Annotated in this window: 22 protein-coding genes; 20 read left to right on the top strand and 2 right to left on the bottom strand. The window is 30.9% G+C overall.

What is annotated here, in order from left to right; genetic code table 11:
* Positions 1-21: 21 nt before the first annotated feature.
* From ACQPUW_RS13385 to ACQPUW_RS13310, 16 genes are all read left to right on the top strand, one after another.
* The gene (locus tag ACQPUW_RS13385; RefSeq protein ID WP_430837999.1) at positions 22-1,779 is read left to right on the top strand and encodes a sigma-54-dependent Fis family transcriptional regulator; all 1,758 of its coding nucleotides are present in this window, start codon (positions 22-24) and stop codon (positions 1,777-1,779) included.
* Positions 1,780-2,072: 293 nt separating this feature from the next.
* On the top strand, positions 2,073-3,275 hold the full coding sequence (gene dpaL, locus ACQPUW_RS13380; protein WP_430837998.1) for a diaminopropionate ammonia-lyase: 1,203 nt from the start codon (positions 2,073-2,075) through the stop codon (positions 3,273-3,275).
* A 34-nt stretch (positions 3,276-3,309) separates the two neighbouring features.
* On the top strand, positions 3,310-4,497 hold the full coding sequence (locus tag ACQPUW_RS13375) for a YgeY family selenium metabolism-linked hydrolase (protein WP_430837997.1): 1,188 nt from the start codon (positions 3,310-3,312) through the stop codon (positions 4,495-4,497).
* Between the two features lie 15 nt (positions 4,498-4,512).
* Entirely contained in the window at positions 4,513-6,102 is a 1,590-nt protein-coding gene (locus ACQPUW_RS13370) for an N-acyl-D-amino-acid deacylase family protein (protein ID WP_430837996.1), read from the top strand.
* An 11-nt stretch (positions 6,103-6,113) separates the two neighbouring features.
* On the top strand, positions 6,114-7,442 hold the full coding sequence (gene ssnA / locus ACQPUW_RS13365; protein ID WP_430837995.1) for a putative aminohydrolase SsnA: 1,329 nt from the start codon (positions 6,114-6,116) through the stop codon (positions 7,440-7,442).
* A gap of 20 nt (positions 7,443-7,462) precedes the next feature.
* Positions 7,463-8,875: a nucleobase:cation symporter-2 family protein gene (locus tag ACQPUW_RS13360; protein WP_430837994.1), complete on the top strand. Its 1,413-nt coding sequence runs from the start codon at positions 7,463-7,465 to the stop codon at positions 8,873-8,875.
* A 45-nt stretch (positions 8,876-8,920) separates the two neighbouring features.
* Complete coding sequence (locus ACQPUW_RS13355) at positions 8,921-10,009, top strand: 4Fe-4S binding protein (RefSeq protein WP_430837993.1); 1,089 nt, start codon at positions 8,921-8,923, stop codon at positions 10,007-10,009.
* Between the two features lie 19 nt (positions 10,010-10,028).
* Entirely contained in the window at positions 10,029-11,426 is a 1,398-nt protein-coding gene (gene hydA, locus ACQPUW_RS13350; protein WP_430837992.1) for a dihydropyrimidinase, read from the top strand.
* Positions 11,427-11,429: 3 nt separating this feature from the next.
* Positions 11,430-13,991, top strand: a complete 2,562-nt coding sequence (gene xdh, locus ACQPUW_RS13345; protein WP_430837991.1) for a selenium-dependent xanthine dehydrogenase — start codon at positions 11,430-11,432, stop codon at positions 13,989-13,991.
* Positions 13,992-14,006: 15 nt separating this feature from the next.
* A complete protein-coding gene (locus ACQPUW_RS13340; RefSeq protein ID WP_221861948.1) occupies positions 14,007-14,381 on the top strand; it encodes a RidA family protein in 375 nt (124 codons plus the stop codon).
* A gap of 81 nt (positions 14,382-14,462) precedes the next feature.
* On the top strand, positions 14,463-15,026 hold the full coding sequence (locus ACQPUW_RS13335) for a nucleoside-triphosphatase (RefSeq protein ID WP_430837990.1): 564 nt from the start codon (positions 14,463-14,465) through the stop codon (positions 15,024-15,026).
* Positions 15,023-16,054 carry an ABC transporter substrate-binding protein gene (locus ACQPUW_RS13330; RefSeq protein ID WP_430837989.1) on the top strand — a complete coding sequence of 344 codons (1,032 nt, stop codon included), beginning with the start codon at positions 15,023-15,025 and terminating at the stop codon, positions 16,052-16,054. Before ACQPUW_RS13335 ends, ACQPUW_RS13330 begins: the two co-directional genes overlap by 4 nt.
* Positions 16,051-17,040: a FecCD family ABC transporter permease gene (locus ACQPUW_RS13325; RefSeq protein WP_430837988.1), complete on the top strand. Its 990-nt coding sequence runs from the start codon at positions 16,051-16,053 to the stop codon at positions 17,038-17,040. The genes ACQPUW_RS13330 and ACQPUW_RS13325 overlap by 4 nt, the downstream gene beginning before the upstream one ends.
* Positions 17,037-17,816 (top strand): ABC transporter ATP-binding protein, encoded by a 780-nt coding sequence (locus ACQPUW_RS13320; protein ID WP_430837987.1) that lies wholly within the window; start codon positions 17,037-17,039, stop codon positions 17,814-17,816. The genes ACQPUW_RS13325 and ACQPUW_RS13320 overlap by 4 nt, the downstream gene beginning before the upstream one ends.
* A gap of 157 nt (positions 17,817-17,973) precedes the next feature.
* Positions 17,974-18,612, top strand: coding sequence for a 4Fe-4S binding protein (locus tag ACQPUW_RS13315; protein ID WP_430837986.1), 639 nt, complete (start codon positions 17,974-17,976; stop codon positions 18,610-18,612).
* A 104-nt stretch (positions 18,613-18,716) separates the two neighbouring features.
* A complete protein-coding gene (locus ACQPUW_RS13310) occupies positions 18,717-19,022 on the top strand; it encodes a rhodanese-like domain-containing protein (RefSeq protein WP_430837985.1) in 306 nt (101 codons plus the stop codon).
* A gap of 118 nt (positions 19,023-19,140) precedes the next feature.
* On the opposite strand, the gene ACQPUW_RS13305 is transcribed toward ACQPUW_RS13310, so the two are convergent.
* Entirely contained in the window at positions 19,141-19,848 is a 708-nt protein-coding gene (locus ACQPUW_RS13305) for a MurR/RpiR family transcriptional regulator (RefSeq protein WP_430837984.1), read from the bottom strand.
* 72 nt (positions 19,849-19,920) lie between these two features.
* On the opposite strand from ACQPUW_RS13305, the gene ACQPUW_RS13300 reads away from it, so the two are divergent.
* The 4 genes from ACQPUW_RS13300 to ACQPUW_RS13285 all read left to right on the top strand — a co-directional run bounded on the left by ACQPUW_RS13300 (position 19,921) and on the right by ACQPUW_RS13285 (position 24,039).
* A complete protein-coding gene (locus ACQPUW_RS13300; RefSeq protein WP_430837983.1) occupies positions 19,921-20,535 on the top strand; it encodes a hypothetical protein in 615 nt (204 codons plus the stop codon).
* A gap of 100 nt (positions 20,536-20,635) precedes the next feature.
* The gene (locus ACQPUW_RS13295) at positions 20,636-21,940 is read left to right on the top strand and encodes a PTS sugar transporter subunit IIC (protein ID WP_430837982.1); all 1,305 of its coding nucleotides are present in this window, start codon (positions 20,636-20,638) and stop codon (positions 21,938-21,940) included.
* Positions 21,941-22,146: 206 nt separating this feature from the next.
* Complete coding sequence (locus ACQPUW_RS13290; RefSeq protein WP_430837981.1) at positions 22,147-23,532, top strand: radical SAM protein; 1,386 nt, start codon at positions 22,147-22,149, stop codon at positions 23,530-23,532.
* A gap of 195 nt (positions 23,533-23,727) precedes the next feature.
* Entirely contained in the window at positions 23,728-24,039 is a 312-nt protein-coding gene (locus ACQPUW_RS13285) for a hypothetical protein (RefSeq protein ID WP_430837980.1), read from the top strand.
* A 46-nt stretch (positions 24,040-24,085) separates the two neighbouring features.
* Here the strand turns inward: ACQPUW_RS13285 and ACQPUW_RS13280 are convergent, their stop codons facing one another.
* A complete protein-coding gene (locus ACQPUW_RS13280) occupies positions 24,086-24,517 on the bottom strand; it encodes a nucleoside 2-deoxyribosyltransferase (protein ID WP_430837979.1) in 432 nt (143 codons plus the stop codon).
* Positions 24,518-24,755 lie beyond the last annotated feature (238 nt).

The following is a 24,755-nucleotide window of genomic DNA, read 5'->3' as shown; positions in this document are numbered from 1 at the left end:
TGGAAAAGGGGAATTATCATAATGATGCAGATAAATCTAATAGATATTTCAGATGTAGTAAATAAATACGCAAATTTATTATCAAATATATTAAAGCTAGATGTAGAAATTGTTGATTATAATATGCAAAGAATAGCAGGTACAGGGATATATAAGGATGGAGTAGGAGAAAATATTGAATCTGCAGGTTATGTATATAAGGAGGCTCTATATACAGGGGAGGCAAAGATTATAGAAGATCCAGGAGAGAATTTTCTTTGTAGAGATTGTATGAATAGAGGTAAATGTAAAGAGTATATGGAAATCTGTGTGCCAATAAAATATGATGGTTCCATATTCGGGATAATAGGTCTTGTATGTTCCACAGAGGAACAAAAGAATCACTTAACATTAAATTTTGAGACAATCATGAGCTTTTTAGAACAAATATCTGAATTTATAGCTATAAAATTAATAGAACAAAATGAGATATTGACGAACAAAAAACATTTGGATTTCTTTAAACAAATCATCAACTCGGTAGATGATGGAATTATAACAATAGATAGCTTAAATAACATTAAAATAATAAATAATAAAGCTCTTAAGATGCTAAATTTAAGGCCAGAGATAGTAGGAGAATATATAAGAGTCGAAGAGACAGATGATTATTTTCCAGGAGGAGATATATTTGAGCTATACATAAGAGGTATTCCATATAAGGTGGTTGGTAAGATAATACACAACTATATAAATAAAAACCATTGTGAGAAGATAGTGATCTTTAATGAACTGAAGCATCTAAAAGATGAAGTTGTAAATTTAACTCATGGAAACAATAAAATAAACTGTGATGAAATTGTTGGGGATTCTACATCGATGAAACAACTTAAGAAAAAAATAAAAAAGATATCATATTCAAAGTCAACTGTTTTAATTACAGGAGAGAGTGGTACAGGAAAAGAGTTAGTAGCAAGGGCTATACATGCAGAAGGAAGTCGTAAAAGTAAACCATTTATAGCTATAAATTGTGGTGCTATACCTGAAAGTCTTCTCGAAAGTGAGTTATTTGGGTATGTTAGAGGCGCCTTTTCTGGGGCAAACTCAAGTGGACGTGTAGGTAAATTTGAGCTTGCAAATAAAGGTGTAATATTTTTAGATGAAATTGGAGACATGCCTCTATATCTTCAAGTAAAATTACTTAGAGTTCTTCAAGAAAGAACAATAGTTAAAATAGGTTCAAATCAACTAATAAATCTTGATATAAGAGTAGTTGCAGCTACTAATAAGGACTTAAAGAAATTAGTTGAAGAAGGTAAGTTTAGAGAAGATCTATATTATAGATTAAATGTTATACCAATAGAGGTACCACCACTTAGAGAAAGAGAGGGAGATATTGAACTTATTATGTATGGGCTTATAAAAAAATATAATAGGATATTTAATAAGTATGTTCATACTGTAAAGGATGATGTAATAGAAAGGTTAAAGTTATATCAATGGAAAGGAAATGTCAGGGAATTAGAGAACGTTGTTGAATTTATGGTAAATTTAAGTGGAGATGATGGTGTTGTTACCTTAGATATGCTACCTCAGACTATATTAGATTATAGAAAAGAAAGTAATGTGAATAATATAATTTCTGATTCTAAGGATATAGAAAAGCTTAAAGATGTAGAAAGTTATTATATAAACAAAGCATTAGATATTTATGGAAGAGACACAGCTGGAAAGAAGAAGGCTGCGAAAAAATTAGGAATAGGAATTGCCACATTATACAGAAAAATTGGAGAACAATAATAATATAAGCAAGAAGAGTTATCAAAATGATAATTACTCTTGCTTATTTTGTTAATAAAATAACCATCAGGCTTTATAAATACAAAGGATTATCATTATGATAATCCTTTTATCATTTTGATAAATAATGCTTATGTTAAGTGAAAATGACTATATAACTTACTGTAAACATATACAAAAAATAAGGAATTAAATGAAATAGTACGAATTAATGGAAAAATAACTAGATGAAGTTGGCATAAAGATTGCTTTAATAAATATTAATAAATAAAAGCTTATAGGGAGGAAACGTTATGGAAAAAATACTATGGAAACTAAATACATTACCAAAGACAAACAAAGAAGGGTGCATAGAATTTTTAAGTAGAGGCGAAGTATCAAAGGCAAAGAACTTTCATGAAAGTTTTTCAGAATATGATAAAACACCATTAGTTGAATTAAATGAGTTAGCTAAAAAGATAGACCTTAAAGGAATATATTTAAAAGATGAATCTTATAGATTTGGATTAAATGCATTTAAGGTACTTGGCGGATCATTTGCTATGGGAAGATACTTAGCAGATAAATTAGGAGAAGATATAAAAGATTTACCTTATGAAAGATTAACTTCAGATGAAGTTAGAGAAAAACTTGGAGATATTACATTTGTTACAGCAACAGATGGAAATCATGGAAGAGGAGTAGCATGGACAGCTAATAGATTAAAACAAAAATCAGTTGTATATATGCCAAAGGGCTCATCACTTCAAAGATTAGAAAACATAAAGGCAGAAGGTGCAGAAGCTAGTATAACTGATATGAACTATGACGATGCAGTTAGATTAGCTGCAAAATATGCAGATGATCATAATGGCTTAATGGTACAAGATACTGCATGGGAAGGATATGAAAAAATTCCAGCATGGATAATGCAAGGATATGGAACTATGGCTTTAGAAGCATTAGAACAATTAAATGCAATTAAGGTACTTAAGCCAACACATATATTTGTACAAGCTGGTGTTGGATCACTTGCAGGGGCAGTTCAAGGATTCTTTGCATCAGAATTTGGTGATGAATGTCCAAAGACAGTTATTGTTGAATCAAATTTAGCAGATTGTTTCTATAAATCAGCAATTGCAAATGATGGAGAAGCAAGATTTGTTGGGGGAGACATGCAAACAATAATGGCAGGACTTGCTTGTGGAGAACCAAATACAATTGGATGGGAAGTTTTAAAGAATCATTCAACTGCATTTGTATCATGTCCAGATTGGGTATCAGCTAAAGGTATGAGAATACTTGGAAATCCATTAAAAGGAGATACTAAAGTAACATCAGGAGAATCAGGAGCTGTTACAACAGGTCTTCTATATGAAATTATGACAAATAAAGATTATAAAGATTTAAAAGAAGCACTAGAACTTGATGAAAACTCAAGAGTACTTTTATTTAGTACTGAAGGAGATACTGACCCAGAAAAATATAGAGAAATAGTTTGGAATAGTGAATGTTAATAGATAATAAATGGTTTATAGGAGGAATAAAGAAATGCTTAATAATCAAAGAAAAGAAACTTTAACTAAATTATGCCAAGAATTAATCAGAAACCAATCAGTTTCAGGTGAAGAAGGTAAAGTAGTAGAAGCAATAAAGAAGGAATTTAAAGCATTAGGATATGATGAATGCTTTGTAGATAGTTATGGAAATGTAATTGGACATATAAAAGGCAGTAAGCCAGGAAAAACAATACTTTTTGATGGACATATTGATACTGTTCCAGTACCAGATGATTCAAAGTGGACTCATGCACCATTTGGAGCAGAAATAGTTGATGGAAAGATATATGGTAGAGGAGCTTCAGACATGAAGGGACAAACATCAGCTATGATAGCAGCAGCGGCTTACTTTGCAGAAGATTTTAAAAAAAATTTTGCAGGAGATATATTTGTTGCAGGTGTAGTTCATGAAGAAATATTTGAAGGGGTATCAGCTAGAAAGATAAGTGAAGCTGTTAAACCAGACTATGTAGTTATTGGTGAATCTTCAGAATTAAATTTAAAAATAGGACAAAGAGGAAGAGCTGAAATAGTTATTGAAACTTTCGGAAAACCAGCTCACTCAGCTAATCCAGAAAAGGGAATCAATGCAGTATACAAGATGTCAAAGATTATTGAAAAGATTCAAGATATTGAAACTCCTGTACATGATGTACTTGGAAAAGGAATTCTTGTATTAACTGATATAAAATCATCACCATATCCTGGTGCATCTGTAGTTCCAGATTACTGCAGAGCTACTTTTGATAGAAGACTTTTAGTTGGTGAAACTAAAGAAGGCGTTTTAGCTCCAATTAAAAAGATAGTAGATGATCTTATGAAAGAAGATAAAGAGCTTAATGCTAAGGTTTCATATGCAATAGGTAGAGAAACTTGTTATACAGGAGAAGTTATTGAAGGTGAAAGATTCTTCCCAGCTTGGTTATATAGTGAAGATGATGAATTTGTACAAGCAGCACTTAATGGATTAAAACGTGCAGGTATAAATCCAGAAATAACTCAATACTCATTCTGCACAAATGGTTCACATTATGCTGGAGAAGCAGGAATTAGAACAATTGGTTTTGGGCCATCAAAGGAAAATTTAGCTCATACAATTGATGAATATATAGAATTAGATCAATTATTTACTGGAGCAGAAGGATATTATGGAATATTAGAATCTGTTTATAACAAATAAAAGGTGGTTTTTAGGATGAAGATATTAATCAAAGATGGTTTTATAGCTGATGGAAGTGGCGACAAAGGATACCTTGGAGATATCTTGATCTGTGATGAGAGAATCGAAAAAATAGGACATGGAATTTGTGAAGATAATATAGATAGAACAATAGATGCTAGGGGCTTAGTAATAGCCCCAGGATTTATTGATACTCACTCACACAGTGATCTAAAGATATTAGAAAATCCATTTAATGAAATAAAAATTAGACAAGGAATAACTACAGAAGTATTAGGCCAAGATGGAATATCAATGGCACCACTGCCAAAGAAATATATCTCACCTTGGAGAAAAAATCTAGCAGGATTAGATGGTGAGTCAGATGAGATTGACTGGGAATATGAGGTAACTGATAACTATTTAAAAATGATGGAAGACAAAGGAGTAGGACTTAATGAAGCATACTTAGTACCTCATGGAAATGTAAGAATGGAAGTACTAGGGCTTAATAATGTCCCTGCAACTAAGGAAGATATAAAGAAAATGTGTGAAATAACAAGAAGAGAAATGAAAGCTGGAGCATATGGATTATCAACAGGTCTTATATATATGCCTTGTGCTTATTCACACACTGAAGAGCTTATAGAAATGTGTAAAGTAGTTGCAGAATTTGATGGAGTATTTGTAGTACATCAAAGAAGTGAAGCAGATACAATTATATCTTCAATGAGAGAAATAATTGAAATTGGTGAAAAGTCAGGGGTTAGGGTTCACTTCTCACACTTTAAAGTATGTGGAAAAAAGAACTGGAAATATATTGATGAAGTAATTGAATTATTTAATGAAGCTAAGAAAAAAGGTATAAGAGTTACTTTTGACCAATATCCATATGCAGCAGGAAGCACAATGCTTGGAGTTATATTACCACCATGGGCTCATGATGGAGGTACAGATAAGCTTATGGAAAGACTTTCATCAGAAGAAATGAGAGAAAAGATGATTTACGATATGGAACATGGAATTGAAGGTTGGGATAACTTTGTTGACTTTGCTGGATTAGATGCCATATATGTAACTTCCGTGAGAAATAAAAAGAATGAAGATGCAATAGGTAAAAACTTAATTGAACTTGGAAAACTTAGAGGAAAAGATCCTTATAATGCAACTTTTGATCTTTTACTTGAAGAAGAGAATGCAGTCGGAATGGTTGATTATTATGGAATGGAAGAACATATAATCAAATTCATGAAACTTGCAGAACAAAATGTCTGTACTGATGGACTTTTATCTGGAAGACCTCACCCTAGAGCTTATGGATCATTCCCAAGAATACTTGGAAGATTTGTAAGAGAACTTGGTGTATTAACTCTTGAAGAAGGAGTTATGAAGATGACAAGCAAAGCAGCAGGTGCAATTAGTATAAAAGATAGAGGACTTCTTAGAGAAGGATACTTTGCAGATATAGTGTTATTTAATAAAGATGAGGTTAGAGATATTGGAACTTTTGAAGATCCAATAAAATTCCCAGAAGGAATAGATTATGTAATTATAAATGGTCAGGTTGTAATAGATAATGGAGAGTACAAGAAGATAAAAGCAGGTAAGGTATTAAGAAAAAACTAGGGGGAATTTGTGTGTTAGTAGTAGGTAATGGAAGGTTAGTAACTCAAAACAAAGAAATTCCATTTATACAAAATGGAGCTGTGGTTATAGAAGATGGAAAGATACTAGACTATGGTGATACAAATGATATCTTAAAAAAGTATAAAAATAGTGAGTATATAGATGCAAAGGATAAGGTTATAATGCCAGGGCTTATAAATACACATGGTCATATTTATAGTGCCTTTGCAAGAGGGATGAATTTAGATGGACCTACATCAAAGGATTTCTTAGATATATTAAATAATTTATGGTGGAGACTTGATAAGAATCTATCTCTTGAGGATATAAAATACAGTGCATATAGCACATTAATGGACAGTTTAAAGTATGGAGTTACAACATTTTTTGACCACCATGCAAGTCCAAATGCAATTGAAGGAAGTTTGTTTACTATAGGAAAGGTTGCAGAAGAGCTTGGAATAAGAACTTCACTTTGTTATGAAGTATCTGATAGAGATGGAGAAAAAGCTTTAATCGAGGGGATAAAGGAGAATGTAGATTACATAAAGCATTGTAAGGAAAGCAATAGCAATATGAAATCTGGAATGTTTGGAATGCACGCTAGTTTTACACTTTCTGATAGATCTTTAGAAAAGTGTATAAAGGCAACTGATGGACTAGATTGTGGATATCATATTCATGTTGCAGAAGGGCTTGCAGATGAAGAAAAATGCATAGAAGAACATCAGATGAGAGTAGTAGAGAGATTAAGCAAATTCAATATATTAGGGGAAAAGACAATCGCAGTTCATTGTATTCATGCAGATGATAATGAACAAGATATAATTCTAAAAACTGGTACTACAGTTGTTCATAATCCAGAATCTAATATGGGTAATGCAGTTGGAGTATCACCAGCTATTAAACTTATAGAAAAAGGTATAACTGTTGGGCTTGGAACAGATGGTTATACATCAGATATGTTTGAATCAATGAAGGTTGCAAATATAATTCATAAGCACCATCTAAAAGATCCATCAGTAGCTTGGGGAGAGACTCCAATGATGCTATTTGAAAACAATAGAAAAATTGCAGAGAAACACTTTAATGGAACTTTTGGAATAATTGAAAAAGGTGCAGTAGGAGATGTAATAGTAGTAGATTATAATCCATTAACTCCAATGAATGGAACGAATTATAATTCACACATTCTATTTGGAATGATGGGTAAATCTGTGGATACGACTATAGTTAATGGAAATATTTTAGTTAAAGACGGTAAGCTTCTTAAGGTTAATGAAGATGAAATTTTAGCTAAATCTAGAGAGGTTTGTAGCAAGTTATGGAATAGAATCTAGCGAAAGGATTTGTGTGTGTTATGAGAGAGGAGAATGAAAATGAAAATGTAGCTCCAGTCGATGAAAAAATACCATTTTCAAAGGCTTGGATATTTTCAGTTCAACATGTTATGGCAATGTGTGCAGGAGCAGTTGCAGTTCCACTTATGGTAGGGGAAGCGGCAGGGCTTAGTCACACAGAAATAGTATTTCTTATAAGTGCTGGTCTCTTTATGGCTGGTATAGGAACATTAATTCAAACAATGGGAATCAAAAAACTTGCAGGAGCAAAGATACCAATAATAGAAGGTACAAGCTTTGCTGCTGTTTCAGGAATACTGGCAATAATTGCAGGTACATCTGGTGGTAAGGATTTAGCAATGACAAATGTATTTGGAGCTGTTATTTCAGCAGGATTATTTTGTTTAATAATTGCTCCGATATTTGGGAAACTAATAAAGTTTTTCCCAAAAGTTGTTACCGGTACTGTTGTTCTAGTAATTGGTATATCCATAATGCCAGTAGGTATAAAGTGGATAACTAATAGTAAGGTACAAGCGGTAGAGCCTAAAGACTTAGCTCTTTCAATGGCTGTATTAGTAATAACATTGCTACTATTTAAGTACTTAAAAGGTATATGGAATAGCGCAGCAATTTTATTTGCAATAGTTATTGGAACAGTAATTGCAATGATATTTGGAATGGCTGATTTTAGTGCAGTAAGTAGTGCAGGATGGTTTAGCATAAATGTTCCTTTAGAATTTGGAATGCCAACCTTTGATCCATCAGCGGTACTTTCAATGGTATTAATAATGCTAGTTTTAATGACTGAATCAGTTGGAAATATGATTGCTATTCATGAAATGACTGATAAGGAAGTCACTGAAGATAACATAAGAAAAGGCTTAACAGCAGATGGTATATCAACATTATTTGCAGGGTTCTTTAATACATTCCCAATTACACCATTTGCTCAAAATACAGGTTTAGTAGGATTAACAGGTATTAAATCAAGGTTTGTTGCTGTATATGCAGGAATAATATTATTGGCATTAAGCTTTGTACCGAAGTTTGCTGCAATTATAGGAGCAATTCCAAAGCAAGTACTTGGTGGAGTTGGATTTGCAATGTTTGGAATGGTTTTAGTTGGTGGAATAAGAACTTTAGGAAAAGTTCAATTTGATGGCAATAAAAACTGTGTAATAGTGGCAGTAAGTGTTGGACTTGCAATGATACCACTTGCAAATCCAGGATTTTATCATAACTTCCCATCATGGGTAGAAACAATATTCGATAGTGGTATTACAACAGGAAGTTTATCAGCTGTGATACTCAATATATTCTTTAATGTTTTAGGCAATAAAGAACCAATGCCAGAGACTTTAGAAGAAGATATAAAAGAAATTGAAGAAGAAGTAGATCAAGAAAAATTAGTTATGCAAGGAAATAAATAAAATTAAAGATAAATCATAATTTTAACTTAGAGGAGAGTGTGTGTTATGTCAAAATTAAACGTTAACATATTAGGAATGAAATTTAATAATCCAATATTTACAGCAGCAGGTCCAGGAGCAAAAGATGGGGATCTTTGTATTGAGGCAGTAAAAGGAGGAGCAGGTGGATTAGTTACAAAAACTATTTCAGTAGACCCAGCTCCAGTACCAAGACCATGTATGGGAAAAACAAATTCAGGATTCTTAAATACAGAGCTTTGGTCAGAACTACCAAAGGAACAATGGATAGAAGAAGAGTATAAAAAAGCTAAGTCAGCTGGAGTTCCTATGATAGTAAGTATGGGATATACAGCAGATCAAATAAAAATTGTTGCTCCGCTTGTTAAGCCTTATGCTGATGCAGTTGAATTATCAACTCACTATGTTGGAACTGATGTAACACCAATAGTTGAAGCTATGAAAGCTGCAAAGGCTGCATTAGATTGTCCAGTATTTATGAAAATGAGTCCACATACAGATATTCAAAAGATAGCAAAAGCGTTAGAAGAAGCTGGAGCAGATGGCCTTGTAATGATTAATTCTCTTGGACCATGTATGGCAATAGATGTTGAATCAGGATATCCAATAATGGGAAGCAAAAATGGATATGGATGGTTATCAGGATCACCAGTAAGACCAGTTGCTATAAGAAATATATATGATGCAGCACAAGCTGTTAATATTCCAATAATAGGTGTTGGTGGAGTAACTTGTGGAAGAGATGCAGCTGAAATGCTAATGGCAGGAGCTACAGCAGTTGAAGTTTGTACTGAAGCTATTTTAAAAGGACCTAAAGTATATGGAAAAATCGCTAAAGAGTTAGATGAATTCTTAGATAGCCATGGATATAAAGATGTTAATGAAATAATTGGATTAGCTCATAAGAAAATGGAAGAGAGAACATTTAGAACAGAAGCAATTGCTCCACAAGTTGATCAAGAGGCTTGTATAAAATGTGGACAATGTAAAGTAAGTTGTGTATATGATGCAATTGAAGTTGGAGAAGAACTTGTAATAGATGAAGATAAATGCTTTGGATGTGGATTATGCGTAACAAGATGTCCAAAACATGCATTATCAATTCAATATAAATAGTAAAAGAGGAGGATGAGTTATGGGAACAGTACTAAAGGGAGCTTATATAGTAACCAGTGAAGAGACATTTAAAAGTGATTTAAGAATTGATGGAGAAAAAATTGAATCTATAGGATTATCTGTAGAAAAAGATGGAGATGAAATAATAGATTTAAAAGGAAGCTATATACTTCCAGGTGGGATTGATGCCCATACTCATTTTGATCTAGAACTACCAAATATAAAAACATCTGATGATTTTAAGAGTGGTACCAAATCAGCAATTGCTGGCGGTACTACAACTATTATAGATTTTGTAAACTGTCATAGAGGTGAGAGCTTAAATGATGCATTAGAAGTTTATAAAAATAAAACAAAAGGTAATTGTTATTCAGACTTTGGATTCCATATGACATTATGTGAATGGAATAAAGAAGTTGAATCTGAAATGGAGGAAATGGTAAAGCAAGGTATAACATCTTTTAAAATGTATATGGCATATAAAGATACTCTTCAAGTAAATGAAGAAGAAATTGAACAGGCACTTAAAAAAGCAAAGGAACTTGGAGCACTTATTTCATTTCATTGCGAAAATGGAGATGAAATTATAAAAAATATAAAAGATTTAATAAGTAAAGGTAACTCCGCTGTGAAGTATCATGAAGCCTCAAGATCCTCCGAGGTTGAATATGAAGCGGTAAATACCATAATAGAAATAGCTAGAAAAGTTAATTACCCGGTGTTTATAGTACATCTAAGTTCTAAAATGTCATTGGATGCTGTAATAAAAGCTAGACAAGAAGGAGTTAAGATCTTCGTTGAAACATGTCCTCATTATCTTTTGTTAAATAAAGATTTTTATGAGCTTAAAGAAGATAACGGGTTAGAGGGATCTAAATACGTTATGTCACCACCTCTTAGAAGTAGAGAAGATAATAATGCTTTATGGGAAGGAATTAAATTAGGAGAGATAGATACAATTGCAACAGATCATTGTTCATTTAATTATAAGGATAAGAGAGAGAATGCAAAGATAGATTTCTCCAAGATACCTAATGGAATACCAAGTGTTCAGCATAGAATGGAATTGATTTTTAGCTATGGAGTAGAAGATAAAATAATATCTTTAAATGAAATGGTTAAGTTAACATCTACTAATCCTGCTAAAGTCTTTGGATTATATCCTAAAAAGGGTGAGATTAAGGTAGGCAGTGATGCTGATTTATTAGTAATAGAAGATGGATATAAAGATACTATTAGTTTTAAAAATAGTATACAAGAGGTTGATTATACTCCTTATGAAGGATTTAAAAGTAATGGAAAAATAAAAAGGGTGTTTTTAAGAGGAAAAGAATTGGTTAAGGATGGAGAATTCATAGGAAAAGAGCCAACTGGCCAATATATCTCAAGAAAGAAATGGAGTTATGAGAGGAGATAAGGTATGTTTGAATTTATTCTTAACGGTGAAAAAAAAGTTGTAGATGAAAATAAAAAACTTCTTAAGTATTTAAGAGAAGATTGTAATATAACATCAGTTAAAAATGGATGCTCAGAGGGTGCATGTGGAACATGTATGGTTATTGTTGATGGTAAAGCCATAAAAGCATGTATACTTACAACTGAAAAGGTTAATGGAAAAGAAATAACAACTATAGAAGGTTTTACAGAAAGAGAGCGAGATGTATTTGCATATGCATTTACTGAAGCTGGAGCAGTTCAATGTGGATTCTGTATACCGGGTATGGTTATTAGTGCAAAGGCACTTTTTAATAGAACATTAAATCCCACAAGTGAGGAAGTTAAGAAAGCATTAATTGGTAACATATGTAGATGTACTGGATATGTAAAGATAGAAAAAGCTATTATGATGGCAGCTGAAATCCTTAGAGAAAATAAAGAAGTTCCAAAAGTTATTTGTAAAGGGCTTGTTGGAGAAAGAATGGCCAGAGTAGATGCTAGAGATAAGACATTAGGAGTAGCTGAATATACTGATGATATAAGAATAGATGGAATGTTACATGGTGTTGCTTTAAGAAGTAAATATCCAAGAGCTTTGGTAAAGAGTATAGATATTAGTGAAGCTGAAAAAATTGATGGTGTAGTTAAGGTTGTTACTGCGGAAGATATTCCAGGGGAGAGATATTTAGGTCACATACAAAAGGATACTCCTGCATTAATAAAGGTTGGTGAAGAAACAAGATATCTTGGAGATGCACTAGCTTTAGTTGCAGCAGAAACAGAAGAAATAGCAAGAGAAGCCTTAAAGCATATAAAGGTTGAATATGAAGAATTAAAGCCTGTAACTTCACCACAAGAAGCACTAGCAGAAGGTGCACCAAAGATACACGAAAAGGGAAACTTGTTAAGTCATGAACATCTAGTAAGAGGAAATGCAGATGAGGCTATAAAAAATTCAAAGTATGTTGTTACATACAATTATAGAGTACCATTTACAGAGCATGCATTTTTAGAACCAGAATGTGCAGTTGCAGTTCCAGAAGGTGATGGAGTAGTAGTTTATACAGGAACTCAAAGTGTATATGATGATCTTCGTGAAATAGAATCACTTTTAGGACTTGATGATAATAAGGTTAGAATAATTTCTAAATATGTTGGTGGAGGTTTCGGTGGTAAGGAAGATATGAGTTGCCAGCACCATACAGCATTACTTGCTTATCTTATTAAAAGACCTGTTAAGATGGTACTTCCAAGACAAGAAAGCATCATAGTTGATACTAAAAGACATGCAATGGATATGGAGTTTACAACAGCTTGTGATGAAAATGGAATGCTAACTGCAATGAAAGCTATAATACTTGCAGATACAGGAGCTTACGCATCTCTTGGAGGACCAGTTCTTCAAAGAGCATGTACTCATGCCGCAGGTCCATATAATTATCAAAACATGGATATAGATGGTAAAGCACTTTACACAAATAACACACCAGGTGGTGCATTTAGAGGTTTTGGTGTTACACAATCAGCTTTTGCAACAGAGTGTAATCTAAATAAACTTGCTGAAATGGTTGGAATAGATCCTTTTGAAATAAGAAGAAGGAATGCAATAAAGCCAGGTGAAGTGCTTCCAAATGGACAAATAGCAGATGAAGGAACAGCATTAATTGAGACATTAGAAGCTGTAAGAGATGTTTATTACTCTAATGAAAAGAGAGCTGGTATAGCTTGTGCATTTAAAAATGCGGGAGTTGGTGTTGGTATACCAGATACAGGTAGATGTAAAGTTAAAGTTATTGATGGAAAGGTTCATATAAGAACATCAGCAGCATGTATTGGACAAGGACTTGGAACAGTTGTTGTTCAGATTGTCGGACAAGTTCTAGGAATACCAGCAGCACAAATAGTATATGAATCACCAGATACTAAAATAACTCCAAATTCAGGTACAACAACAGCTTCAAGACAAACTGTATTTACAGGAGAAGCAACAAAGGTTGCAGCTATGAAACTTAGGGATGCCTTAAGAAAACATTCATTAGAAGAATTAGAAGGACAAGAGTTCTATGGTGAATACTTAGGTGTTACAGATAAGATGGGTAGTACTAAAGAGCATCCAATAAGTCACGTTGCTTATGGATTTGCAACACAAGTGGTAATTTTAGATGATCAAGGAAAAGTTACTAAAATAGTTGCAGCACATGATGTAGGAAGAGCAATAAATCCTAAAAATGTAGAAGGCCAAATTGAAGGTGGAGTTGCCATGGGACTTGGATATGGGTTAACAGAAGATTATCCAATAGAAAATTCAGTACCAAAGGTTAAGTTTGGTACACTTGGACTTTTAAGAGCAACTCAAGTTCCAGAAATACAACCTATAATAATAGAAAAAAATACTCAAGAATTATCCTTTGGAGCAAAAGGTGTTGGAGAAATAACTTGTATTCCAACAGCGCCAGCTGCACAAGGAGCGTATTACAAATTAGATGGTGAGTTTAGAACAGAACTACCACTTAAAAATACATTTTACAAAAAAGCAAAGAAATAGAAAGAAGGAATTAAAATGAAAAAAATAATTAATACAGAACATGCACCAGCTGCAATAGGACCATATTCACAAGGATTAATCGTAGGAGATTTAGTATATACTTCAGGTCAATTACCACTAAATCCAGAAACTAAAGTTTTAGAAACTGAAATAAAGGCTGCAACTAAGCAAAGTTTAGAGAACTGCAAAGCGATATTAGAAGCTGCTGGAGCATCACTTGATAAGGTATTTAAAACAACTGTTTTTGTAAAAGATTTAAATGATTTTGCAGCCGTTAATGAAGTATATGGAACATACTTTAATGAAAATCCACCAGCAAGAAGTTGTGTACAAGTAGCTAAACTTCCAATGGATGCACCAATTGAAATTGAAGTAATAGCTAAATTATAAGATAAAATAATAAATTTATATAAAGTAGGGAGTTTTATAAGCTTCCTACTTTATTAAAATTATGGCTTATAAGGAGAGCATATGGAGTATAAAAATATTCTTATAACCGGAAAAAGAAATTGTGGTAAAAGTACACTTATAAATAACATATTAGAAAATCTTAATCTAAAATATGGTGGATATAGGACACTTCCTTACTATATAAATGGATATATGCAAGGGTATTATATTCATGGATATGTAGATGAAATAGAAAGAAAAAATTTATATAGTCCAATATCAATAAAAGTTAGTGATAATAAGTGTATCAGAATCACAGAGACATTTGATATACTGGGGACTTACATACTAAGAGCGAGCAGAATACAAAGGAATTCTACTCTTATATTATTAGATGAAATTGGATTCTTAGAAGATGAGTCAGAAGAATTTAAATTAGAAATACATAATTGTCTAAGCAGTAAAAAGTTTTGCTTAGGTGTTTTAAAGGATAAAGATAGTGATTTTTTAAATTCTATAAAAATTAGAAATGATACGTTAATTATAAATATAGAAGAGATAAGTTATGAAGATAGAAAAATAATACAAGAAGATATAGAAAATTATATAAGCTTATATCAATTAAGGGAGATGAGTAGATTATGAAAGGATTTAAAAAAGTAATATCCATTATACTTGTAGTTATGATGAGTATGATGTTATTTATAGGATGTTCTAGTGATTCAAAAAATAAGGGAGTAGATAACAAAACTATTGTTGTTGAGGATCAACTTGGTAGAAAGGTTGAAATAAAAGGCGATGTAAATAGGATAGTATCAAGTTATTACATTTCAACATCAATATTAATTAGTTTGGGTGTAAAAGATAAAGTAGTTGGAATAGAGGCAAAAGCAAAAAATAGGGAGATGTACAAAAAGGTAGCTAAAGAGTTTTTAGACTTACCAGCAGTTGGTACAGGAAAAGAAATTAATGTGGAAGAGTGCATGAAATTAAAGCCTGATGTAGTAATTATTCCAACTAGACTTAAAAGCTTTATTCCTCAATTTGAAAAGTTAAATATACCAGTTGTAGCAATAGAGCCAGAAACATTAGAAGGATTTAATAATTGCGTAGAACTTCTTGGAAAGATCTCAGGTTCAGAAGAAAGATCAAAAGAACTTCTAAAATATTATGATGACACAATAGATAAAGTAAAAGATATGACAAAGTATATAAAGAATAAGCCATCAGTATATCTGTCAGGAAGTGATAACATACTTAAAACTTGTACTTCTAAGATGTATCAGAACTATATGATTGATACAGCAGGTGGAAAAAATGTTACAGGGAATATAGATGAAGGGTATTGGACTAATATATCAGTAGAACAATTAATAGATTATAATCCAGATGTTATTTATATAGTCGGATATGCAAAATATACTGTAGACGATGTATTAAAAGATAACAGATTAAAGGGATTAAATGCAATTAAGAATAAGAAAGTATATGTATTCCCATCAACATTAGAGCCTTGGGATTATCCAACACCTTCATCAATATTAGGTATGCTTTGGATAGTAAATAACCTTCATCCAGATAAATATAGTACTGAAGATTTTAAAAAAGATGCTAAAGAATTTTATAATAAATTTTATGATTTAAAAGTGACTGATAAGGAAATTGGGCTATGATAAAAAAATACTCAATATTACCATATCTGATTATTTTGGTAGTTTTATCAGTATTATCTTTATGCATAGGAAGATATAGTATTAAAATAGATGAAATAATTAAGATTGCATTTAATGGTACAGGTAATGCTCAAGAGGCTAATCTTTTATTTAATATAAGGTTACCAAGGGTTTTATTAGTAATAATTAGTGGTGCCGCACTTGCATTATCAGGTATGGTTTTTCAGAGTATATTTCAAAATCCTTTAATATCGCCAGATGTATTAGGGGTAAGCTCAGGATGTTCACTAGGTGCTGCAATTGGAATAGTATTTTTGTCAGCATCACCATTTATGATACAAGGATTATCATTTTTATTTGGTATATGCTCTGTTATATTTTCATTGATTTTATCTAAAAAAATGAGAAGTAATAGGGTATTAGCACTTGTTATTTCAGGAATAGTTACAGGTGCATTAACATCATCTTTCATTATGATAATAAAATACTTTGCAGATCCTTATAAAGAGCTTCCAGCTATAGATTTTTGGTTAATGGGAGGATTCTATAATAGTGATTGGAAAAGTGTAATAAATGTTTTTATATTAGTTTTAATATCAACAGTTGTATTACTACTATTTAGATGGCGATTAAAAGTCTTAACAATGGGAGATGATCAAGCAAAGCTTTTAGGAGTTAATGTTAAGTATGTAAGAACGATAGCCATATTTGCAGCAACTCTTTTGGTGTCATCTGTAGTATCAGTTGCCGGACTTATAAGTTGGATTGGAATATTAGCACCTCATATAGTTAAATCATTTGCTAGAGATGATATATCAAAAATTATTCCATTAACAATGGTTGTTGGGGCTATTATATTATTGATTGCAGATACTGTGGCTAGAAGTATAACTACAACTGAAATACCTATAAGTATATTAACTTCATTATTTGGTGCGCCATTTCTTGTATATCTTCTTAATAAAAAAGGAGCTGTTATGAGATGAATAGGTCACTAGAAATAAGAAATCTAATAGTTTCATATGGAGAGAAAACAGTACTTGATGATATAAATATAAAGATTAATCCGGGAGAGGTTACTGTTCTTTTAGGATTAAATGGTGCAGGTAAGACAACTCTTCTTAGATCAATAGCGAATTTGAATCATATAGATAATGGAGATATTGTATATGGTGATATAGATTTACTTAAGCTATCAGATAAGGAGAGAGGAAAACTAATATCATATATTCCACAACATATTCACACAAATCAAAATTATAGTGTGGAAGATATTATACTTATGGGGATAACTCCTTATCTTGGAATGTTTGAAATGCCAAATGAAGATCATTATAAACTTGTGGGAGATATATTAAATGAGCTTAATATAATGCATTTAAAAAATAAGTTCATAGGAGAGTTAAGTGGTGGAGAAAGAAGGCTAGTGTATTTAGGGAGAATATTGATTCAAAAATGCAACATATTACTTTTAGATGAACCAAATACATTCTTAGACTATGTTAAGCAACATGATTTCTTTAGATTTATGAAGGGGTTAATAAAGAAAAAAAATCTAGCTACATTAATTACATTACATGATATTAACCTAGCTCTAAGGTATGGAGATAGAATAATAATTTTAAATAATAATAAAATAGTAGACTCAATAGATTGTAATGAAGAGAATTATGAAAAAAGGTTTATAAGAATAATGGAGGATATATATAAGCGTAAGCTTGAGGTGATTTATACAGATATAGGACCATTTATAATATGTTAAATATGATATAAAAAAAGTCTATCTTGTACTTGAATATCCAAGATAGACTTTTTTTACATTTAGGATATATAATCACCTATTTTAGCAATTGACATACAGTATAAGAAAATATATAATAAATTCATAAATACCCCATGGGGGTATATGGAGGTGTAGAATGAATCTGTATAAAAAGTATGGGTATGTAATTTTTTTAGCCTTTCTAGTACTGGCGCCGTTTAATTTTGTGTTTGGTGTACTAGCTATTATGTGCATGATAGCACCAATAATGCTATCGATATTTGGAAAGGGAAGATTATGGTGTGGAAACTTTTGTCCAAGAGGAAATTTTTATGATAACATATTAAGTAAAATCTCCAAAGGGAAAGAATCACCTAAATTTTTTAGAAGTACTATGTTTAGAATATTTATGGTTCTATTCGTAATAGGGGTATTTACGAGTGGCGTTATAAAAAACTGGGGAGATGTGTCTGGAATAGGATTTGTATTCTATAGAATAATATTAATAACATCTATCGTAGCAGTGGCATTAGGTATTATATTTAATGAAAGAATATGGTGTAACTTCTGTCCGATGGGATCAATTGCTGGATTTATAGCAAAGTTAAGAGGTCGTAATACTGGAATTGAAGTAAAGAATACATGTGTAACATGTAATATTTGTGCTAAAAAGTGCCCCATGGGATTAAAACCTAGTGAATTTAAAGGTGGACTAATTGATAGTACTCAATGCATATCTTGCAAAAAATGTACATTTTCATGTCCAAAGGATTCTTTAAGTATGAAAATCAAATAAAATGTTTATTAAAGTCTCTTAAAATAAAGAGAAATTTTTTATGAAATATATATCGTAATATTTAGATATATAAATATATAATACGTGTGAAAGAAGGAAAAGATATGTTTTCAATTTTTAATAAAAAATATAATTCAGTAAATGTAAATAGTTTAGGATCAAACTTAAAAGATATAAATTTAATTGATGTAAGAGAACCATATGAATATAAAGTTAAGCATGTACCTTATGCTAAAAATATACCAATGAATAAATTATTATCAGATCCAAGTAAATATTTAAATAAGGAAAAGGAATATCACATAATATGCCAATCAGGGGGAAGGAGTAGTAAAGTATGTAATATGTTATCTAGAGAAGGTTTTAAGGTTGTAAATATTTCTGGAGGAACTTCAACATATAGAGGATAGTAATTTATAAAAATAGTTAAATATAATTAGAAACGTGTTTTCAAATAGAAAACACGTTTTTTTAAATCTCTATAATATTGTATAAAAAATAATAAATAATATAATCAAGGTATATTATCTATTGATAATAATTAGCTAGTAAATACTCAAAAAGTAGAATGGTCTCTCCAAAGAAAGTATTTGGGATATTATTAAGGGCATTGAATTTATTATAACCTTCGACTGGAAATGTTAGTGTTGAAGATTCGGCTATTTTAGATGTTTCATCACCAACAAAACTTATAATATCTAAACCATTTTTATTAGCTTGAGATACTATATCTACAAGTCTAGCAGTTTGTCCGGATTCGGAAATCACAATAAGTAGCACTTCGTTTTGATGAAGCTCTGAAAGAAGCTGCATATGTACGGTAGAGATACTACGAAATCCAGATACTAATAATCTCTCATTTATATAATTAGCAACCATTTGAGAGAATCCAAGTCCAATAACCATTATTTGTTTATTGGAGTATCTTTTTATAAGAGTAGAGAAGGTATCAAATTTCTCAGATGCCTCATTGGTTACATTCATATAGAAGCCAAATTTATTATTTTTAGAGTCTTCTTCATTGTGGGATGATATTTGATTAATCATATCAGAATATCCTTGAAATCCTAATTTTTTAGAAAGTCTAAATATTGTTGATGTAGAAGTAAAATTATCTTTTGCAACTGTACGAATACCGATATTCTTTAGATCACTAATATTACTGTAAAGATATGAAAGTATTTTTGTTTCAAGAGTATCTAGTTGGTATTTATCGCAAAGATTTTCAATATTCATAATATCACCTCATGGTTATTATACTATACAAAATTTTTAAAACAAATAAATTAAAGTAAAGGAGTTTTTATAATGACAAAAAAATTTATTCAAGATCCATGGGCAAAGGTTAAAACACGTAATGGGTTAAATGGAGATGAAGTTATTTCAGCTCTACAAAAATCAATTAGAAGAGGAATGGTTGAGGAAGCTTGCCAGTTTGCTTATGAAATGTACATAACTTCTCCTCAAATGGAAGATAAACTTTGGAGAAGATTACTTACAATTACAGTTGAAGATATAGGTATGGGAGATAATAATGCATCAGTTATTATAAATAATTTAAATCAAATGAGAAAAGAGTTTGATTATGCAGATGGAGATCGTCCAATATACTTCATACATGCAATACGTTATTTGTGCCAATGTGAAAAAGATCGTTCAAGTGATTTATTAAAGAATATAATCATAAAAGGATTTGCTATGGGACAAGTTCCTGAAATACCTGATGTAGCATTAGATAAGCATACTGTAAGAGGAGCGGAGATGGGACGTGATTCTTTCCATTTCTTAAATGAAGCAAGTTTAGTTATTCCGCAAAAGAAAGTGGATAATGATTATAAAGAACGTTATGAGAAAATATTAGAGGAATATAATCCAGAAAATGTAGTTCCATCAACATTTAAATATAATGGATGGCAATATTAACATTTAATTTGTACTTAAATATTTTGTATCTCCTATAAGATAAATTACTATAGGAGATACAAAATAAAGCAAAATAGAAAAAGGTTAAAGGGGCGTACATATGAAAGAAAATAAATTTTTAATGCGATTAGATTCAATATTATCGCCAATAGGGGCTAAGGTAGGGAATGAAATACATTTAAAGTCAGTATCAACAGGAATGATGATGACTTTGCCTTTAATAGTTGTAGGATCAATATTTCTAATAATTGCAAATCCACCAATAAATCCTGAGTTAGTAAATTCTGATACTGCAAATATATTTATAAAATTCTTACTTGCGTGGAAGGAGTTTGCTGTAGCAAATTATAGTATATTAACAACACCATTTGATTTGACAATGGGTATAGTTGGGATGATGACAGCTTTTGCTATAGCATATTCACTAGCAAAAGAATATGAGATGAATGCAGCAATGTCAGGACTTATATCAACATCTGTATTTTTAATGGTTTCAGCACCAGTTATAGACGGAAAGCTATCAACTGAGTTTTTAGGTGCTAATGGACTATTTGTAGCAATTATTATTTCTTTATTATCTGTAGAAATTACAAGATTTATAGAAAAAAGAGGATGGCAAGTTAAATTTCCAGATACTGTACCACCAGCAGTTACGTCTTTTGTAAACTCATTATTTCCTTTACTTATAAACATAGTTGTTTTATATGGATTAAATATAGTATTAATTAATTATACAGGAGCCAATTTACCACAAAATATTATGAATATACTAACACCTGCATTATCATCTGTTGATAATATTTGGGGATTCTTATTTATAATAACTTTTGGTAATATACTTTGGGTATTTGGTGTTAATGGAACATCAATAATATTCCCAATTGTATTTGCACTAGGTATTGCAAATACAGGTATTAATGCTGATTTAGTTGCTTCAGGACAACAGCCAACTCAGCTTATGAATCTGCAAATGTTTAGGTATGCAATTGCAGGAGGAGCTGGAAATACATTAGGTCTTATATTATTAATGTGGAGAAGTAAATCTACCCATTTAAGGACATTAAGTAAACTTTCTTTAGTTCCAGGAATATGTGGTATAAATGAACCAATAATTTTTGGATGCCCAATAGTATTTAATCCTATTTTAGGTATTCCATTTATAATTACACCTATAGTTACATGTACTTTGGGGTATTTGGCACAGCTTACAGGATTAGTAACACCAGGATATATTGTGGATCCTTCCTTTACGCCATTTTTTGTTCAGGCGTATTTATCAGGAATAGATTTTAAAAATGTAATATTTGTACTTTTAATGGTTCCATTAAGTGCATTAATATATTATCCATTTTTCAAGATTTTTGAGAAGAATCTAATGAAATCAGAAAATGAAATAATAGATTAATTATAAAAAACGATAAGAAAAACTTATCGTTTTTTTCATTTTTTTAACGAAAAAATAATAAGAATCAATAAAGTGAAATTAATATTAACATTATGTGGAAGGAGTTGATATTGTTTTCCAGTAAGAATACAATGGAATATATTGGGGCAGGTTTAGATGCTGTAGTGCCAATTTCAGACAAAATATTTTATTAGAGAGGTGATTTTATGGGTATTAAAGATACCATAAAAAAAGGAACAAAAGAAGCAATTATAAAAGCAGGAATACAAGTATTAGAAAATAATCCAGAGAAAAATGTCGATAAAATTTTCAATATAATAAGAAAAGGGATAAGGGATGATGAGACTAGAGATTCAATAAATGAAGTACAAAGATACTATGAAGAAATACCATCTGTTCATGATTATATCCAAGATATACTTAAGAACACAAATAAGAACTGTTTATCTAAGTTCTTTGCTAATTTTGTTGGAAATGCTACATGGTATGGAATACCAAAGAGAGAACAGCAAGGGGAAAAATATGATACAAAAATTCCTTATACAATATTAATTAGCCCATCAATGAGATGTAACTTAAGATGTACAGGCTGTTATGCAGCTAATTACAGTAAAAAAGATGATATTCCATTTGAAGAAGTAGATAGATTAATAAAAGAAGCTAGAGACTTAGGTATATACTACATAGTAATACTAGGTGGAGAACCTTTCTTCAATGAATATATGTTAGACATATATAAAAAATATAATGATGTATTCTTTACTCCATTTACTAATGGAACTTTATTTGATGAAGAATTAGCACAAAAGCTTGCTGATTTAGGTAATGTTATGCCAATGTTCTCTTTAGAAGGATTTAAAGAAGAGACAGAAGCAAGAAGAGGAGAAGGAGTATTTGATGCCGTAATGAAAGGTATGGATCTTTTAAGAGAAAAAGGAATACCATTTGGAGTTTCTTCAGCTACTGCTAAAAACAATGTAGACATTGTTACCTCAGATAAGTACATTGATATGTTAATAGAAAAAGGTGCTAGAATGATATGGTACTTCATGTTCATGCCGGTTGGAGATGAGCCAATTAAGGATATGGATCTTATGTTAACGCCTGAACAGAGATTAAAGCTTGGAAAGAGAACTAGAGAAATTAGAATGACTAAGAAGATATTCCCTATAGATTTCTTCAATGATGCACCATATGTTGGAGGATGTATTGCAGGAAAATATTACTGTCATATAAATTCAAAAGAAGATGTTGAACCTTGTATTTTCTCACATTTCTCAACAGATAATGTAAAGGGAAGACCACTTGTAGAAGCATTCCAAAGTCCATACTTTAAAGAATTAAGAAAGAGACAACCATATAATAAAAACTTATTAATGCCTTGTCCTATGATTGATAATCCTAATCAAATTAGAGAAATAGTAAAAGTTACAGGGGCTAAGCCTACACACCCTAGTGCAGACTTAATGGTAAAGGATCCTGAATTTATGGAAAAGCTAGATAAACTTGCAGAGGATTTTGAAGGATATGCAGAGAAAGAATTCCAAGAAGAATTTGATGGAACAGGAAACTACGAGTTCTCAAAAGGCTAGAATTCAATAGATAAAGTATATTTTAATAAAGAATTATCTAAGGGTTATAAAGGGATAGCATTTAGATAATTCTTTTATTTTTGTTAAATAATTCTTCAACTTTGTTAAATAATTCTTAATTTTTATTATGTTAAGAAATTCAGTTATAATGTATACTTAATATTATAGTAAATTAAAATAATTATGGAGGAAGCTATGAACAGTTTTGAATTATATGGGGACATGCTAAAGGTATATAAGGAAGTAGATTTACAGTGTGGTTATAAATTGGATAATATGCTTCGAAAAATTAATGTTAAAGGTGCACTTTATGCAGCTAAATCATTAATTAGAGATGATGATGATAATGGGCTAGAAATTTTAATTAATTCTAACAAGGAAGAATTATCTTTAGAAAGATTAATATTAGATGAGAAGTATAAGAATATATTTGATGATGAAGATAGACAAATTTGTAATGACAGGTTAAGAAGATATAGAAACATAGATAAAAATAAAGAAGAATAGTTGAAATGTAAAAAATACACCACTTAAATTTAAGTGGTGTATTTTTTTAGAATACTTTTCCTATATAATTACTTGTTTCTAGTGATTCAAAATCATAAGCTCTAAGTGAATCTATAGAATCTATATAAGCATGTAGACTATCGCTTATCATTAAGTTTACTGGATTTCCTGTTAAGTTAACAATAATAACAGGCTTACCGATTGCGTATGAATATCCACATTCCCATGCAGTTCCACTATCAGAATAGTTACCATTACTTATAATTGCAACAACTACATCAGCATTTTTTATATTATCAGTATCTGCTTTAAAAGTTTCATGTCTCCATTCTAATGATCCAAATTCTAAATCACTTTTTAATTCATATGGTGCGAAAACATCAAAGCCCTTTTCTTCTCTTAAAACCTTAAGAACACTTTTCATTCTATCAAGTTCAGCATCATTAAAAAATGGGCTAGCTAAGTATACTTTTTTCATTAATATTCCTCCAAGTCAAAATTATCTAATTAATATTAGTTAATTTATATTATAAATAAAAATACTATACTTATAAACCTCTGCTTTATTGTAGATTTTACACTAAGTGTAATAAATTATGACAATATGTGAATAAAATATTAAAAATATATTGAAAATGTAAATAAAATGATATATTATTTTAAACAAGATATAAATTAATTAAATTTTTTGAAAAAACAGAAAAAGAGAAAAGTAG

Origin of the sequence: Clostridium sardiniense (assembly GCF_050584765.1) — a bacterium.
GTDB lineage: Bacteria > Bacillota > Clostridia > Clostridiales > Clostridiaceae > Clostridium > Clostridium sardiniense_A.
The sequence above is the reverse complement of the archived record's forward strand: the minus strand, read 5'-3'. Positions and strand labels throughout refer to the sequence as shown.

Coding starts and splice junctions, on each gene's coding strand:
- ACQPUW_RS13320 (WP_430837987.1), top strand. CDS start 17,037: ATGAATAGGTCACTAGAAATAAGAAATCTAATAGTTTCATATGGAGAG.
- ACQPUW_RS13315 (WP_430837986.1), top strand. CDS start 17,974: ATGAATCTGTATAAAAAGTATGGGTATGTAATTTTTTTAGCCTTTCTA.
- ACQPUW_RS13305 (WP_430837984.1), bottom strand. CDS start 19,848: ATGAATATTGAAAATCTTTGCGATAAATACCAACTAGATACTCTTGAA.
- ACQPUW_RS13285 (WP_430837980.1), top strand. CDS start 23,728: ATGAACAGTTTTGAATTATATGGGGACATGCTAAAGGTATATAAGGAA.
- ACQPUW_RS13325 (WP_430837988.1), top strand. CDS start 16,051: ATGATAAAAAAATACTCAATATTACCATATCTGATTATTTTGGTAGTT.
- ACQPUW_RS13355 (WP_430837993.1), top strand. CDS start 8,921: ATGTCAAAATTAAACGTTAACATATTAGGAATGAAATTTAATAATCCA.
- dpaL (WP_430837998.1), top strand. CDS start 2,073: ATGGAAAAAATACTATGGAAACTAAATACATTACCAAAGACAAACAAA.
- ACQPUW_RS13300 (WP_430837983.1), top strand. CDS start 19,921: ATGACAAAAAAATTTATTCAAGATCCATGGGCAAAGGTTAAAACACGT.
- ACQPUW_RS13360 (WP_430837994.1), top strand. CDS start 7,463: ATGAGAGAGGAGAATGAAAATGAAAATGTAGCTCCAGTCGATGAAAAA.
- ACQPUW_RS13335 (WP_430837990.1), top strand. CDS start 14,463: ATGGAGTATAAAAATATTCTTATAACCGGAAAAAGAAATTGTGGTAAA.
- hydA (WP_430837992.1), top strand. CDS start 10,029: ATGGGAACAGTACTAAAGGGAGCTTATATAGTAACCAGTGAAGAGACA.
- ACQPUW_RS13310 (WP_430837985.1), top strand. CDS start 18,717: ATGTTTTCAATTTTTAATAAAAAATATAATTCAGTAAATGTAAATAGT.
- ACQPUW_RS13295 (WP_430837982.1), top strand. CDS start 20,636: ATGAAAGAAAATAAATTTTTAATGCGATTAGATTCAATATTATCGCCA.
- xdh (WP_430837991.1), top strand. CDS start 11,430: ATGTTTGAATTTATTCTTAACGGTGAAAAAAAAGTTGTAGATGAAAAT.
- ACQPUW_RS13375 (WP_430837997.1), top strand. CDS start 3,310: ATGCTTAATAATCAAAGAAAAGAAACTTTAACTAAATTATGCCAAGAA.
- ACQPUW_RS13280 (WP_430837979.1), bottom strand. CDS start 24,517: ATGAAAAAAGTATACTTAGCTAGCCCATTTTTTAATGATGCTGAACTT.
- ACQPUW_RS13330 (WP_430837989.1), top strand. CDS start 15,023: ATGAAAGGATTTAAAAAAGTAATATCCATTATACTTGTAGTTATGATG.
- ACQPUW_RS13340 (WP_221861948.1), top strand. CDS start 14,007: ATGAAAAAAATAATTAATACAGAACATGCACCAGCTGCAATAGGACCA.
- ACQPUW_RS13385 (WP_430837999.1), top strand. CDS start 22: ATGATGCAGATAAATCTAATAGATATTTCAGATGTAGTAAATAAATAC.
- ACQPUW_RS13290 (WP_430837981.1), top strand. CDS start 22,147: ATGGGTATTAAAGATACCATAAAAAAAGGAACAAAAGAAGCAATTATA.
- ACQPUW_RS13370 (WP_430837996.1), top strand. CDS start 4,513: ATGAAGATATTAATCAAAGATGGTTTTATAGCTGATGGAAGTGGCGAC.